The sequence below is a fragment of the Rouxiella sp. WC2420 genome (genome assembly GCF_041200025.1).
GTDB lineage: Bacteria > Pseudomonadota > Gammaproteobacteria > Enterobacterales > Enterobacteriaceae > Rouxiella.
The window spans coordinates 1,235,790-1,251,015 of the sequence record NZ_CP165628.1; the positions used below are offsets into that span (position 1 = coordinate 1,235,790).

14 protein-coding genes are annotated in these 15,226 nt (G+C 52.5%); 10 read left to right on the forward strand and 4 right to left on the reverse strand.

From position 1 onward, the window contains the following. Positions 1–5: 5 nt before the first annotated feature. Genes AB3G37_RS05790 through AB3G37_RS05805 form a run of 4 tightly spaced genes read right to left on the reverse strand, consistent with a single transcriptional unit; the run spans position 6 to position 3,629 of the window. Positions 6–884 (reverse strand): creatininase family protein, encoded by an 879-nt coding sequence (locus tag AB3G37_RS05790; RefSeq protein WP_369790000.1) that lies wholly within the window; start codon positions 882–884, stop codon positions 6–8. Positions 885–908: 24 nt separating this feature from the next. Next, on the reverse strand, positions 909–1,370 hold the full coding sequence (locus tag AB3G37_RS05795) for a RidA family protein (protein WP_009638105.1): 462 nt from the start codon (positions 1,368–1,370) through the stop codon (positions 909–911). After that, positions 1,360–2,661: an amidohydrolase family protein gene (locus AB3G37_RS05800; RefSeq protein WP_369790901.1), complete on the reverse strand. Its 1,302-nt coding sequence runs from the start codon at positions 2,659–2,661 to the stop codon at positions 1,360–1,362. The genes AB3G37_RS05795 and AB3G37_RS05800 overlap by 11 nt, the downstream gene beginning before the upstream one ends. Next, on the reverse strand, positions 2,661–3,629 hold the full coding sequence (locus AB3G37_RS05805) for a 2Fe-2S iron-sulfur cluster-binding protein (protein WP_369790001.1): 969 nt from the start codon (positions 3,627–3,629) through the stop codon (positions 2,661–2,663). Before AB3G37_RS05805 ends, AB3G37_RS05800 begins: the two co-directional genes overlap by 1 nt. 178 nt (positions 3,630–3,807) lie before the next feature. Between AB3G37_RS05805 and AB3G37_RS05810 the strand changes: the two genes are divergently transcribed. The 10 genes from AB3G37_RS05810 to AB3G37_RS05855 all read left to right on the forward strand — a co-directional run bounded on the left by AB3G37_RS05810 (position 3,808) and on the right by AB3G37_RS05855 (position 15,219). Beyond that, on the forward strand, positions 3,808–4,743 hold the full coding sequence (locus AB3G37_RS05810; RefSeq protein ID WP_369790002.1) for a LysR family transcriptional regulator: 936 nt from the start codon (positions 3,808–3,810) through the stop codon (positions 4,741–4,743). A 263-nt stretch (positions 4,744–5,006) separates the two neighbouring features. Further along, a complete protein-coding gene (locus AB3G37_RS05815) occupies positions 5,007–5,996 on the forward strand; it encodes an ABC transporter substrate-binding protein (protein WP_369790003.1) in 990 nt (329 codons plus the stop codon). A gap of 10 nt (positions 5,997–6,006) precedes the next feature. Continuing rightward, complete coding sequence (locus tag AB3G37_RS05820; protein WP_369790004.1) at positions 6,007–7,425, forward strand: amidohydrolase family protein; 1,419 nt, start codon at positions 6,007–6,009, stop codon at positions 7,423–7,425. Between the two features lie 29 nt (positions 7,426–7,454). Next, positions 7,455–8,444 carry an isopenicillin N synthase family dioxygenase gene (locus AB3G37_RS05825; RefSeq protein ID WP_369790005.1) on the forward strand — a complete coding sequence of 330 codons (990 nt, stop codon included), beginning with the start codon at positions 7,455–7,457 and terminating at the stop codon, positions 8,442–8,444. A gap of 232 nt (positions 8,445–8,676) precedes the next feature. After that, a complete protein-coding gene (locus tag AB3G37_RS05830) occupies positions 8,677–9,951 on the forward strand; it encodes a flavin-containing monooxygenase (RefSeq protein WP_369790006.1) in 1,275 nt (424 codons plus the stop codon). Positions 9,952–9,975: 24 nt separating this feature from the next. After that, complete coding sequence (locus tag AB3G37_RS05835) at positions 9,976–10,410, forward strand: RidA family protein (protein ID WP_009638113.1); 435 nt, start codon at positions 9,976–9,978, stop codon at positions 10,408–10,410. Further along, positions 10,407–11,081, forward strand: coding sequence for a DUF1028 domain-containing protein (locus AB3G37_RS05840; protein WP_369790007.1), 675 nt, complete (start codon positions 10,407–10,409; stop codon positions 11,079–11,081). The genes AB3G37_RS05835 and AB3G37_RS05840 overlap by 4 nt, the downstream gene beginning before the upstream one ends. Then, on the forward strand, positions 11,074–12,222 hold the full coding sequence (gene argE, locus AB3G37_RS05845) for an acetylornithine deacetylase (RefSeq protein WP_369790008.1): 1,149 nt from the start codon (positions 11,074–11,076) through the stop codon (positions 12,220–12,222). The genes AB3G37_RS05840 and argE overlap by 8 nt, the downstream gene beginning before the upstream one ends. Positions 12,223–12,522: 300 nt before the next feature. Next, the gene (locus tag AB3G37_RS05850; protein ID WP_369790009.1) at positions 12,523–13,800 is read left to right on the forward strand and encodes an OprD family outer membrane porin; all 1,278 of its coding nucleotides are present in this window, start codon (positions 12,523–12,525) and stop codon (positions 13,798–13,800) included. A 186-nt stretch (positions 13,801–13,986) separates the two neighbouring features. Further along, entirely contained in the window at positions 13,987–15,219 is a 1,233-nt protein-coding gene (locus AB3G37_RS05855) for a mechanosensitive ion channel family protein (RefSeq protein ID WP_369790010.1), read from the forward strand. Positions 15,220–15,226: the final 7 nt, after the last annotated feature.

Genomic DNA, 15,226 nt, shown 5'->3' on the forward strand with positions numbered 1-15,226 from the left:
TTCCTTTATTCAGAGGCCAAAGAGGAAGGAGGAGTAAACGTAGATTGCACAAAACCGTTCCAATGGTGTTTGCCCCACGTCGGTTCGCTGCGCACCATCCATTCCATGTGATGGATTTCAGTGATCGCCTGCGCCCAGCTAACGGCGAGCGAATCCAGAATGGCATGTCCCTGTTCGGCGGTGGCTTCAGTGGGGTCGCCAATTACGCCGCTCGGGCCAAAATCGTAAGAAGCCCAGGCCGCAGCAGGACGGCCGCTCGACAGGGTTGGGCACGGGAATTCCGGCGGATAGTTAGCGACGGCGTGCTCCATCTTCACGCACTCCGGGGCCAGAGCCAGCATCACTGCAGTCTCGCTGTGACCAGCATGCATCGCCATTTTTTGCTCCTGCGCCGAGAGGTACTGATTTTCGACATTCGGCACGCGAAACACGTCGTGGGGGATCATTATCATATCGCCGTGGCGCAGGCGCATTTCGCGCGAAGCCATCTGGAGCACCTGTGGTTGCCCGCCGTGGCCATTGATCATCAGTAATTTGCGGAAACCGGCGCGATACAGCGATTCGGCAATTTCCAGAATGGTTTGCAGCAGCGTGTCACCGGTCAGGGTCAGCGTGCCGGGGAAATTCAGGTGTTCGTCTGATTTACCATAAGTAATCGGCGCAATGGCGTAGGCCGGGATATCCGCGGGTAAACGGGCGAGGGCGTGCCCGGTAACGCCAGATGAAATCACGCTATCGACCGAGCACGGCAGGTGTGGGCCATGCTGTTCAATCGCGCCGGTTGGCAACACGATCACGGTGTTGGCCTTGTCTGGCATGGCCGCAATCGCCGTCCAGCTTAGAAAGGGAAGAAAGCGCGTGGCGGGAATATAACCGTTAATCATGTTGTGCCTCATCGTAAAAAAGACTTACCGGGATTGTGGGAGCCATGCTGTCGCTTCGACTTCAATCAACACCTCGGCGCTGGGCAGCATTTCACTGACCTGCACCACGGTAGAAACGGGCGGTTGGCCGGGATAAAACATTTTTCGTACCCGGCTGTAATACGGGAAGTGGTCGAGGTTGCGAAAATACTGCACCAGCTTGATTACGTCGCTCATCTGCCCACCGGCCTCTTCAATGGTGTGGCGGATACTCTCGAGCACGTACCAGCTTTGCGCCAGAATCGGCCCCTGTTTGGCATCGGTGGAGAATTCGCCGGTTTCACCCAGCAGCAGTCTTGCCTCGGCGGGAATATCCTGAAAGCCGCGCACGATGGTGGCCGTCTGCGGATTCACCGGAATAATGCCGGAAAGAAAGATGTAATCACCTGCACGACGCCAGGCGGCGTATTTGGCGAGCGGTTTGCCCGCACCGGCTTCAAGACTCATGGCTTAACTCCTGCTTCCACGTCCGTTGATGAGTCAGCCTGCCGCGGTTAATGACCAGACGGGCAGCGCTGTTAAGAGGCCAGGTAACGCTGTCGCTACCGGGGAAAATTACCAGGCTGGCCGGACTGCCTGTTGCCAGCGGTGAAACTGCAGCAAGCTTGCCGGTCAGGGCCGAAAGGTCGCAAATTAGCCGTGAATGCTGGTCGAAAACGCTGTCCAGCTGGGCGGTAAATAGCATGCAGGTCAGAGTATCCAGCGGGTCATAGCTGCCTGCGGGGCAGAACGCGTCCTGCACGTTATCGCAGCCGATTAATACTGGAATGCCCGCCGTCCGGGCTTCTTTAATCAGGGTGATCCCACGCTGGCGCGGCGTGCGGCCGACCACTGCATCCTGCAATAGCAAATTGGTCATCGGCAGTGAGATAAGGGTAACCCGATGTTTTGCCAGCACTTCAAGCACCTGTCTTGACTGCTGCTCACTGCCGGAGGCCAGCGCACAGCCGTGGCTACAGCAGATATGACCGGGAAATGGGTGTTGGCTGAGATAGTCGGCTAGCCACATCAGACCATTAGCCAGCGGCGACAGCTCTTCATCAATGTGTAAATCGAGATTCAACTGCCAACGCGTTGCGCTGTGCAGCAAATTGCTCATCGCCGCAGGGTCCCAGTTTGAAGAATGGATAAATCCGCCAAGAAGACTGTGTTCACCGCTTTGTGCCACGGCCTGCGCTATAGCATTCGCGTTATCGGCGTCGGCAAACAGCCCGAGCGGAGCCAAGGCTACGCGCTCCAGCGTGATGCCCGGCTGTTGCAGGTTATTCATTTCCAGCCACGCAAGCGGCGGCGTTGCCGCAAACCAGTCGATATGAGTACGTAAATGGGTGACGCCATTGGCCGCCGCCCAGGTCAGACCTTTGGCCGCGCGCTGGCGGAGATCTTCTGCTGTCCAGTATTGACGGTCCTGATGCATTGCCTCGATGGCGGCCAGCAGGCCCGGCGCAGCTGGGCGGCTGCGGGTCAGTGTAAAGGTTTTATCCAGATGAGCGTGTGGCTCAATCAGCGCAGGCAACGCCAGCGCGCCTTGCAGATCCCATAAATCACTGTGCTGCGAGCTGCGCGGCTTAAGTGACGCAATAAGCCCTTGATTAAAAAAGATATCGGCATTGACTGGCTCGCCGGCCTGCTGCGGCCAGTCGGCAGGCAGCGCCCATAGAGGCAGTCGCACATTGCTCAGGCCGTTGAGCCGTTTAGCGAATTTAGGGATGGGCGCAGTTTGGTTCGGCATCGTCATCATAGATCCAGAACCAAAAGTGGGCTTTTCGAGCGCGAACAGCATACGGTAATTTGCGTATTTTCCTCGCGCTCCTCTTCGGTCAACACGCAGTCGCGATGATCGGGAATGCCGTCAATCACGTCGGTAATACAGGACCCACAAATACCCTGTTCACAGGACAGCATAATATCCGCACCGGCACTGAATAAAACTTCGGCGATAGTCTGACTCGGGCCAACTAAAAAACGCTGGCCGCTGGAATTCAGCTGGATATAAAATGATTGATTATCATTTTGATGACTTAATTTCGCATTGGTGAAACGCTCGAAAGATAATTGCGTCGGCTGCCAATGAAATTCTTGCATAATATCCTGCAGGCGTTGAATAAAACCCTCTGGCCCACAGGCGATAATGGCCGTGTCTTGATGAGGATTGCTTAAACAGCACGGGGTGTTACGACGCAGGGAATCGTTTGCGTCGCTGTAATGCAGAAACAGATTATTGGCCAGCAAAGGGGCTGTGCAACGGCTGATATAGGCAGCTTCCTGTTGGCTGGAAACATAATAATGAAGTTCAAAATCAATATCTTGACTGGCTATCTCTTCTGCCATGGCGAGCAGTGGAGTAATGCCAATACCCCCGGCAAACAGCAGGTAATGTTTAGCCTGCGGCAACGGGAAATGATTGCGCGGTGCTGAAATAGTTATTACGTCGCCCTGTTGCAGAGTTTGGTGAATATAGTGCGACCCGCCCGACGAAAGTGAAGCCAGTTTTACGCAGACCTCATAATATTTCCCATCGCTGCTTTCAGTGCATAGAGAATATTGCCGCGCACCGAGTTCGGGTATGAAAAGGTCAATATGAGCGCCTGCGGAATAAGTCGGTAAATATCCGCCATTTTGGGCGATAAGCTGTAATGAAATATTCCCTGAGCCGTTATTACTCAGCTTGTTAACAATAACCGGAATCAATTCTAGATCTTTCATTATCTTTTACCGTTTTCGCCAGCAGGGGCAGAATGATCCCGCTTAAGTTCACTGTGATTAATTTTTGGACATTGAAACGATTGTTCCCGCCGCACGAAAACTACGTTATTGTGATAAAACTGTTGCGTCCAGCGCTTTGATTCGCACAACCCGTTGCATAAAAGAGAGCACTCAGGATATGTTCGCATTCTCTCGGTTTCTGCTGTATTTCACCGAAGTGGCCCGCCAGGGATCATTTCGTAAAGCCTCTGAAACGCTGCACGTCGCGGCTTCTTCAATCGATCGCCAAATTCTGCGCGTCGAGAAAGAGTTGGCGATGCCATTGTTTGAGCGTCATCCCACCGGTTTAAAGCTCACCGCAGCAGGAGAATTGCTGTTACATGCTGCCAATAACTGGAAAAAAGATTTTTCAAGGGTGTGCGAGCAGCTTGACGATTTACGTGGTTTAAGGCGCGGGCACGTGCGCATCGCCACCATTGACGCGATAAATCGGCACTTCTTTTCGTCGATGCTCAAGAAGGTGCATCTCGAATATCCCAATATCTCATTTACTCTTACCACTATGAATAATATCGATATTCAGCAGGCGCTGATGTCGGGTGATGCCGACTTTGGCATTATGCTTAATCCGCAAACCTCGCGTGAGTTGCAGGTCAGGGCATTTGCCGAAATCAATTTGGGCATCGTGGTTCCTAAAAATCATCCGCTGGCCGCAAGAAGCGGGGTGAGATTTAATCAGTGTCTGGAATATCCGTTTATTATTCCGTCTGCGCCGCTAATGCTGTCCGGTCCGGTCGAGGCGTTGCTGAATATTAACGGCGGGATGGTGAAAGAGGTCGCCGTTTCCAACAATATCCATATGATTCGTTCGTTGATTAAAGAGCAGATTGGCATCGGTATTCTCTGCTGGCTGGATATCATGGATGAAGTGATTAGCGGAGAGTTGGCGTTTATTCCCCTTACCGATCCACAACTTAAGACATTTACCCTGTCGCTGTGTGTTGCCCCGGCGCGGCAGCTTTCTTTGGCTGCCTCGATGATGCTAAAGCAACTTGAGATGCTGTTTAGTCAGATTCAGACCCAGGGACTGAATGCTGGATCTTTTGCACCGTAATGGTGCAACGTGCTCTGCTTTGAATCAAAGGTTGCAGAGTAAGGTGGCGATATTTTAGCCACTACTCACCCATAAAGCGCATGGATGGGGCTTTCCACAAGTTGGCATCGTTTTTGTATAACTCACAGTGAGTAGAAGCGGTCAGTGCAGACAGCTGCATGGGACATTGCTCAGCAACCATTTCGCAATTCAAACTTTGCGCCGAATGGGAGGCTGAGCCGCATTTGCTTGCCCTCTCTTCGGCTTTGATAAGGAGAGGAGCAATGAAATTGAGTTTCGGGTTTCCCCTGTCGCGTTGTGCGTTAGGCACGCTGTTGCTGGGAAGTATTTCCCTGACCGCTCATGCCGATGAAAAAATCACTTTGTTGACGTCTTGGTACGCGCAGGCTGAACAAGGGGGCTATTATCAGGCATTAGCCACGGGTATTTACAAACGTTACGGGCTGGATGTCACCATTCAATCCGGCGGGCCGCAGGTCAACGGCATGCAGTTGCTGCTGGCAAAACGCGCCGATGTGATAATCGGTTACGACCTGCAACTGCTTGACGCCGTTCAGCGCGGATTCCCGGCCAAAGCCATCGCCGCCCCGTTCCAATACGATCCGCAAGGCCTGTTGACGCACGCTTCAGTTACCTCACTTAATGGCCTGCAAGGCAAAACCATTCTGGTGTCCAGTTCCGGGCAATCTACCTGGTGGCCGTGGCTGAAAGAGCAATACCACCTCAGCGATTCACAGGCTCGCCCTTACACCTTCAATATCCAACCGTTTGTCGCCGATGACAATGTCGCTCAGCAGGCCTATGTCAGCTCCGAAGTGTTTCAGGCCAAAAAGGCCGGGGTCAAATCCAACTTTTTCCTGTTTTCGGAACACGGCTATCCGCCCTATGGCGGCATCCTGATCACCCGCGATGACTTGATTGCCAGCCGCAAAGAGACAATGGCTAAATTCGTCAAGGCGTCGATGGAAGGTTGGGTCAGCTATCTTGATAATCCGGCACCGGGTAACGCGCTGATTAAAAAGGATAACCCCAAAATGGAAGACGATCTTTTGGCCTGGGCTGTTGCACAAATCAAACAGCACCACCTGATTGACGGCGGAGATGCGACAGCGCAGGGCTGGGGCACGATGACCGATGCGCGCTGGCAGAAAACCCGCGATTTCATGGTTAACGCGAAATTGCTGAAAGCCGACACCGACTGGAAGCAGGCGTACACCACTGAATTCGTGAAGAATCTGCACGTCGAACCTTAAGGGGATTGCTATGTCACTGCTAATCAAAAATGCCCACGCCATCCTTACTGGTTTGCCCGGTGAGCAAGCACGCCGTGCAGGACCCGATATTCGTGTGCGCGACGGGGTAATCGAGGCCATCGGGCATCTTGCGCCGCTGGCCGATGAACGGTTGATCGACGCGCGCGATTGCGTGGTTTATCCGGCCTGGGTAAACACTCATCATCACCTTTTTCAATCGCTGCTGAAAGGCGAACCGCAGGGGTTGAACCAGAGTTTAACAGCCTGGCTGAGCGCTACGCCGTATCGTTTTCGCGCTGCGTTTGACGAGCCGACTTTTCGTCTGGCGGTGCGTATTGGCCTGATTGAACTGCTGCGTTCCGGCTGCGCTACCGTGGCCGATCACAACTATCTCTACTGGCCCGACATGCCTTTCGACACTTCGCAAATCATCTTCGAAGAGGGGGAAGCGCTGGGCATGCGCATAGTGCTGTGTCGTGGCGGGGCGACCCAGTCGCGGGCTATCGAACAGAACCTACCCTTGGCGCTGCGACCAGAAAGTTATGAACATTACATGGCCGATATCGAACGTCTGGTCAGCCGTTATCACGACGCGCGGCCAACCTCGATGAGGCGGGTGGTGATGGCGCCCACCACGCTGCTGCACTCTGCGCCGCCTTCACAGCTACGAGAAATGGCGGCATTGGCGCGGCGTTTGGGCATTCGTATGCACAGCCATCTTTCTGAAACTGTCGATTATCTCGATGCGGCACGGGCCAGGTTCAATATGACGCCGGTACAGTTTTGTGCCGAGCACGACTGGCTGGGTGAAGATGTCTGGTTCGCGCATCTGGTAAAACTGCTACCTGAAGAAATTACTCTTTTGGGCAAAACCGGCACCGGCATCGCGCACTGTCCGCAAAGCAACGGGCGGCTGGGAAGTGGGATCGCCGATCTGTTGGCATTAGAGCTGGCGGGTGTGCCGGTTTCACTTGGCGTTGACGGCGCGGCTTCAAACGAAGCGGCAGATATGCAGAGCGAGGCCCATGCGGCCTGGCTGTTGCAACGGGCGCGTAAAGGAATGCAGGCGCAGCCGCGCTATGATGGTGGAACTTTTGAAGGCGGCGGCGATGCCGTCAGCATTGAGGACGTGGTGCGCTGGGGAAGCGCGGGCGGGGCGAATGTCCTTGGATTATCCCGCAGCGGCACGATTGAGGTCGGTATGCAGGCGGATATCGCCGTTTATCGCCTCGACGATCCGCGCTACTTCGGGCTGCACGACATGGCCATTGGGCCGGTAGCCTGCGGCGGGCGGGCTTCGCTCAAGGCTCTGATGGTCAATGGTCGGCCGATCGTTGAAGACGACACCGTGCCGGGAGTGGATCTTGAGACCATGCGCCGTGACGCGATGGCAGCAGTCCGTACCTTACAGCAGCGTGCAAACGCCTAAAATTACTGGATTCGAACAGGACAAAAATTATGAACAACCTAAATGAAAACAACGGTTATGCCTTACAGGAATTGGAAAAAGAAGCCCAGATGGGCGCGATGGGAGAAGAAACTTTTAGCCGCGAGGTGCGCTGCATAGATCTCAGTGACTTTGAACATCGTAAAAGTGAGATTGCCGACCAACTGTGGCAGGCGGCGGTCGAAATAGGCTTTTTCCAGGTCAGTAATCACGGTATTGAGCTGGCCGATATCCGCAATGCCTTCGGCATGACCGAGCAATTTTTCGCGCTGCCCAATGAGGTGAAGGCGCAATATCCGTTGGCGCGCAATGCCGGTTGGGAGAACAAATCGCAGGTGCGCCCTTCAACAAAAACGCCGGACCAGAAAGAGTCATACCAGATAACTCGCCCTTTAATGAACGGCCTGTGGCCGAGCCAGCAGGAGTTGCCTGAGTTCAAAAGCACCATGTTGACGTTTGAGTCGCAGTGTTGGCAGCTAGGTATGAAACTGCTCTCATGTTTCGCGCTTAAACTGGGCTTCCCCGAGCCTTTCTTCGAGCAGGCACATAATCCGGATCAGCAGACTTATCAAAGCACGTTGCGGATGCTGCACTATTACGCGACCGAACAGTCACAGCAAGGGATGTGGCGAGCCGGGGCGCATACTGATTTTGACTGTCTGACGTTACTGTTCCAGCGTCCGGGGCAGGGTGGTTTGCAGGTTTGTCCGGGTAAAGACCATGAGAGCCAGCAGTGGACGAGTATCGAGCCGCGCGAAGAGGTGATCACCTGTAATATCGGCGACATGCTGATGCGCTGGAGCGACGACCAACTGCCGTCGAACTTCCATCGCGTCCGCAGCCCGCTGCCGGGGGAATATCAGGGCGCGCGCTACAGTCTGGCATTTTTCTGTCAGGCTAACAAAGACGTCGAAATTCTTGGCCCGCAGGCTAAATACCCCGCTATTAGCGCAGCGGATTATTTGCAACAGCGTATTCAGGCGAATTTTGCCAAAGGATAAAGGTCGGATTTAGTTTGCTGAATATATAAAACACAGCCCTCGAGGCTGTGTTTTTGCAGCTAGGTGCAGGTAATGTTCAATCAGGTCAAGCGGCTTCCCACCGTGAGAGCATCATAATTTTATGCTCAGTCAGAAGATTTATAATATTTTACCATCTCTGGTCTGTTCAATAGTCTTGAATCCTACAAGCGGGTGAAAGTTATCTCACTCACGCCATTCACAGGACGCAGACATGACAGACGAAATAACAAAAATTGATACGTTGGTGGTCGGTGCAGGGCAGGCCGGAGTCGCGATGAGTGAGCACTTGACTCGGCTCGGCATCCCGCATCTGGTTTTGGAAAAAAATCGTATCGCCGAAGCCTGGATCAGCTGCCGCTGGGATTCTCTGGTCGCCAACGGACCCGCCTGGCACGATCGTTTTCCGGGCATGGAATTCAAAGACACCGGCCCTGACGGCTTCGTGCCGAAAGATCAGGTTGCCGAGTATTTCGCTGATTATGCTGACAAATTTAATGCGCCGATCCGCACGGGAATTGAAGTCAAAAAGGTTGAACGTAACCTGGGCCGTGCGGGGTTCAGGGTTGAAACCTCCGAGGGCGTGATCGAAGCCCTGCGCGTGGTGGCAGCCACGGGTCCGTTCCAGCGCCCGGTGATCCCACCAATCGCTCCGCAACAAAGCAGCCTGCATCAGATTCACTCGGCCAATTACCATAACCCACAACAGTTGCCCGAAGGCGGTGTGCTGGTGGTCGGAGCAGGCTCTTCTGGCGTGCAGATTGCCGATGAACTGCAACGGGCGGGCAAAAAAGTCTATCTTTCCGTGGGGCCTCATGATCGCCCGCCACGCGCCTATCGCAACCGTGATTTCTGCTGGTGGCTTGGCGTGCTGGGCCTGTGGGACGTTGCCGCCAGCCAGCCGGGCAGAGAGCATGTGACTATTGCCGTCAGCGGCGCGCGCGGCGGTCACACTGTTGATTTCCGCCGTCTGGCCAATCAGGGTGTAAATTTGGTGGGATTAACCAAAGATTTCCAAAATGACGTGGTAACTTTCCAGTCAGATCTCAGTGATAACGTTAATCGCGGTGATGAAAATTACCTCTCATTGCTCGACGCCGCCGATGCCTATATCGCCCGCAATGGCCTTGAACTTCCTGAAGAACCTGAAGCGCGACACTTCATCGCTGACCCTGCATGCATGACCCATCCCACCTTACAGCTTGATCTGGTCGCTGCCGGCGTTACCTCGATTATCTGGGCGACAGGCTATGTGGCGGATTACAGCTGGCTCAAGGTCAACGCGTTTGATGAAAATAACAAACCTAAGCACCAGCGCGGTGTTTCCAGCGAAGCGGGCGTTTATTTCCTCGGGCTGCCGTGGCTGTCACGTCGCGGATCGACCTTTATCTGGGGCGTATGGCACGACGCGAAATTCATTGCCGACCAAATCGCTATCCAGCGTCAGTACAGTGAATATCGCGCAGCAGACTCTGGCTCTTTGAAATAATTCATCAACAGCAGGAATAAATCGATGCCAACACATACTCGTATTCGCATGTTTAATACCAAAGAAACCTATCCGAATCAGACGCTGGATAACGATCTTTGCCAGGCCGTTCGCGCAGGCAATACTGTTTACGTGCGTGGGCAGGTCGGAACCGATTTTGAAGGCAATCTGATTGGATTGGGGGATCCGCGCGCGCAGGCCGAGCAGGCGATGAAAAATGCCAAACAGCTGCTTGAAGAAGCCGGTAGCGAGCTGTCGCATATCGTCAAAACCACGACCTATCTTATCGATCCGCGCTATCGCGAGCCGGTATATCAGGAAGTGGGCAAATGGCTGAAAGGCGTATTCCCGATTTCAACGGGTCTGGTGGTTTCGGCGCTGGGCCAGCCACAGTGGCTGATGGAAATCGATATTATCGCGGTGATCCCCGATGATTATGTCGCCAGGGGGGCTGAATGACTTTTTCTATCGCCGCCCGCTGCCCCGAAACCGGGCAGCTGGGGATTGCCCTTAGTTCCTCAAGCATTGCCGTGGGTGCGCGATGCCCCTGGCTGCAGCCCGGCGTCGGAGCTGTATCGAGCCAGAACATTACTCTACCCGCGCTGGGCCAGTTTGTTCTAAGCGAACTCAGCCTTGGTACGAATCCCTCGCAGGCGCTTGAAAAGGCGCTGGCGAGCAATGTGTTTAGTGAGTATCGACAGCTTACGGCGATCAATGTTCACGGTGAAAGTGCGGTATTCAGCGGTGAAAAAACGCTGGGACTGAACCACGCGGTGCAAGGCAAAGACTGTGTCGCCGCGGGGAATATGTTGGCTGACAAAGCAGTAATCAGTGCCATGGTGACGGCCTTTGAAGGCGCTACGGGGCAACTGGCCAATCGATTACTGGCGGCGATGCAGGCAGCCGTAGTTGCGGGCGGTGAAGCCGGGCCGGTGCATTCGGCGGCGATGAAGATCGTTGGCAGTCACAGCTGGCCGATTGTCGATCTGCGGGTTGACTGGACCGAGCAGGATCCTATCACCGAACTTTGCGCACTGTGGCAAGCCTATGAACCGCAGATGCAGGCATATATTACCCGTGCGCTGGATCCTCGCGAGGCGCCGAGCTATGGCGTGCCGGGTGATGAATAACCGGGTGCGTGGGTTGCTGGATTCGCTGCTAAAGTTTGACACCACAAGCCGCGAATCCAACCTCGATCTGATTGATTTTATCCAGAAATACCTGTCGAGCTTTGGCATCGAGACACAGCTTTTTCACGATCAAACGGGTGCAAAAGCGAATCTTTTTGCCCGCATCGGACCGGCAGGAAACGGCGGGGTTATGCTCTCTGGCCATACCGACGTGGTGCCGGTTGACGGCCAGCGCTGGGCCTATCCGGCCTTTGCGCTTACCGAGCACCAAGGGCGTTACTATGGCCGTGGCACCGCAGATATGAAGGGTTTTCTGGCTTGCGTATTGGCAGCGGTCCCCGGTTTTATCGCCCAGCCTTTACGTATGCCGCTGTATCTGGCGTTCTCTTATGATGAAGAGGTCGGATGCCTCGGCGTCCGTAGTCTGGTTGAACATCTTAAGGCCTCGGCAGAGCGGCCAGCAATGTGTATTGTCGGCGAGCCCACCGGCATGCAGCCGGTGTATGGGCATAAAGGCAAGCTGGCGATGCGTTGTCATGTTAAAGGCCACGCCTGTCATTCGGCTTATGCGCCGTTGGGGGTTAACGCGATTGCCTATGCAGCCAAACTGGTTAATAAACTGTCGGAACTGGGTGAGGCGCTGAGCGAACAGCAGGACAGCCGCTTTGATCCCTCTTTTAGTACTTTGCAGGTGGGAACTCTTTGCGGCGGCACGGCGCTGAATATTGTGCCGCAGGACTGCCAGTTTGATTTCGAAATCCGCCATCTTCCTGATTCGCAAGTAGATTCGGTGGTTAGCGAGTTGCAACAGTACGCTGAGGAAAAATTATTGCCAGAGATGAAGCTTCGCGCGCAGGATTGCGATATTAGTTTTCAGCCCTTGAGCGGATATCCCGGATTATTGACCGATCCTCTGTCTGATTTCGCACAGTGGCTGGCACAGTGGTGCGGCAGTGACGCGTTTTCTACTGTGGCTTTTGGCACGGAAGGTGGACTTTTTGACGAGGCTGGCGTCGCGACACTGGTCTGTGGTCCGGGAAGTATGGAACAAGGGCATAAACCGGATGAATTCGTCAGCATTGAACAATTAGAAAGCTGTATATTCATGTTGGATAATTTATGTGCATGGATGAGAGCGTAGAAAAATCGGTTAAATAGTTACTCACTAAAATTAATTATATTCTCTAATCAGTTTTTATTATTGATTAATTCATTGCTGATTAATCACTCAGTTTAATTCTTGCTCCTGCCAAAAATGCTTGTCAATAATTGCTTAAAAGAGATTTATTTCCTTTTAGATGCCCGTTTAATGCGCAAATTAATTTTGTCATAATTGCAAATAAGGTATGCTTGGCCTCTGGAAAAAGGGGTTTCCAGATTGGCTTTTTATACATTTATATAACAAATCGCTTTTATACCAATAAGACAGGGTTAATTTACCGTGAAAAAAATTTTGCCATTAACGCTTTTGGCAGCGCTTTGTGCGCAGTCTGCCTACGCCGACACTACACCCTCACAGGCTAGCAACAACGGCTTTATAGCAGACAGTCATCTTGACCTTTTGTTCCGCAATGCCTTTATTGATCGCAATTACCGTGGAAATACCGAGACTCGGGATGAGTGGGGTCAGGCTGCAATCCTCAACTTTACCTCAGGCTTTACTCAGGGTCCGGTAGGTTTTGGTTTTGACGCGCTGGGACAATATGCGGTTCGCCTCGACGGTGGTTGGGGGCAGGGAGGCGGCGCGGGTATCGATTTCTTCTCGCAGAATCAGGACGGCCAGTCCAAAAATGATCTCGAGAAAATTGGCGGCAGAGCCAAAATGCGCGTATCAAAAACCGTTCTGAGCTACGGTACGCAAGCTCCTGTGTTGCCAATTCTTAATGCTGACAGCTCTCGCCTGCTGGATGAAACTTACACGGGTGTCATGCTCGACTCGCAGGAAATCGACGGGCTTGATGTTACTGCCGGTCATTTCACCGCCGAGCAGCAGAAAAGCAGCAACAAGCACAACAGCGGGCTGCATGCCCTGACCTTTGGCGGCGCTAGCTACCAGTTCAACGATCGTTTAAGCGGCTCGATTTACGCCTCAAACGTTGAAAGTGTTCTCAGCAAACAATATCTGGGCATGACTTATACCCAACCTTTGGCTCCTGAGCATTCTCTGATTTTTGATTTCAACGGCTATAACTCTCACCTTAACAAGGGCTATGCCGAAAGCCAGGACACTGGTCGCCACAATGATATCTGGAGCTTTGCGACCAGCTACGTTGCGGGAATGCACACCTTTAAAATTGCTTACCAGCAAAGCACCGGCAGCACCGGTTATAACTACGGTGGTTATGGCAAAAATGGCGGCGTGGGTGACGGCGGCAACTCCATTTATGTCTCCAACTCCTACTGGTCAGATTTCAACGGTAAAGGCGAGCGTTCGATTCAGTTGGCCTACTCCGCTGACCTTGGTAAAGTCGGTCTGCCAGGTTTGACCTACGACGTGGCTTACGTGACGGCGGATAACATTGAAACCGCAGAAACCAATAACGGTCACGAGCATGAGTTGTTTAACCAGATCCAATATAAAGTGCCATCTGGTGTTGCCAAAAACCTGAAAATCAAACTGCGCTACTCTATTCTGCGCGTTTCTGCCGATGCATCCTCATATAATGTCGGCGGTAATGAAGTTCGCGTTTTCGTTGAATACCCGCTGTCGATTTTCTAATTGATTCTGCCCATTTTGGGTGAGCACCCCCTCTGTGCTTGCCCTGGCAGGTAATTACGGGCGGTTATTGCTGATTAGCAGCAGGAATAACTGCCGATTTGCTGCAAGATCCCATCTTTCGTACAGAAAAATAGTCATAATCCTTCATGATCAACTGCATCATAGTTTAGATGACAGGATTTTAGCATGCAGGAAGTTTTAAACCTTTGGAACTGGATTTACGCCAACCAGATTGCCTTCTCTTTAGTCTCCGTTCTGTTGATGTTAATTGCCGGCTTTATTTCATCGCTGGTGTGCAAAGTTTTCCTGCGAGGCATTGTTCGTCGCTTTATTCTTCATTCTCATAAACAAACCGATCACGTTAAAGAACAACGAATTAGCCGACGTCTGGCAAACGTGGTGCCAGTAGTGACCATCTATTTTATGTTGCAGCTGATCAATGGATTGCCTAATCCATTGGTTGAAGCGATTCGAACCATTTGCGGCGTTTTGTTTATTATTAATATTACGATGCTGATTAACGAATTGCTGGATACCACCATCAATGCCTACACCAGAAGACATGGCGCAAAAGCCGGGTCTATTAAAGGCTATGTGCAAATCGGCAAGATTGTTGTCTCTTCCATTGCCACTATTCTGGTAATTGCCACTCTGTCGGATAAATCGCCAGGGATTATTATTTCAAGCTTAGGTGCCGTGGCCGCCGTGCTGATGCTGGTATTTCAGCACACGCTCATTTCGCTGGTAGCTAATATCCAGGTATCGTCATCTCACGTGGTTCAATTAGGTGATTGGATTGATATGCCTGCGGGAAATATTAGTGGTGAAGTGACCGATATTGCTTTGCATTCAGTGAGTGTGCGTAATTGGGACAATACGCTATCACAGGTGCCGACCAAGAATTTTATTACCGAGACCTATACCAACTGGCAACCGATGTTTGAGTCCGGCGGTCGCCGAATCAAGCGCAGTATATTTATCGACCAGTCGAGTATTGCCTTTGCCTCTAGAGAATTGCTCGAAAGTGTAGAGTCTACAGAAAGCGGAAAAATAACCAGCATGGCCAAGTATCTTGAGCAGCGGGTGGGGACTGGCTCAAACCAGCAGCTTATTGATCATGGCCTGACTAACCTTGGGCTGTTCCGTGGCTATATTCTTGATTATCTGAAACAGCGTGAAGATATCCGCAATGATATGTACGTAATCGTGCGCCAGTTGAGCCCAACTGCGGAAGGTTTGCCGATTGAGATTTACTGTTTTACGTCTAACGTTTTTTGGGCGGAATATGAAGAAACGCAGTCGGATATTTTTGAGTTTATGTATGCCACTGCGGGGTATTTCAAACTGGGGATATATCAGAAGCCGTCGGGTATTGATGTGAGTAATACCTGGCCACAGAGCAGAAAGCGAGCGGTATAGCGCCGGA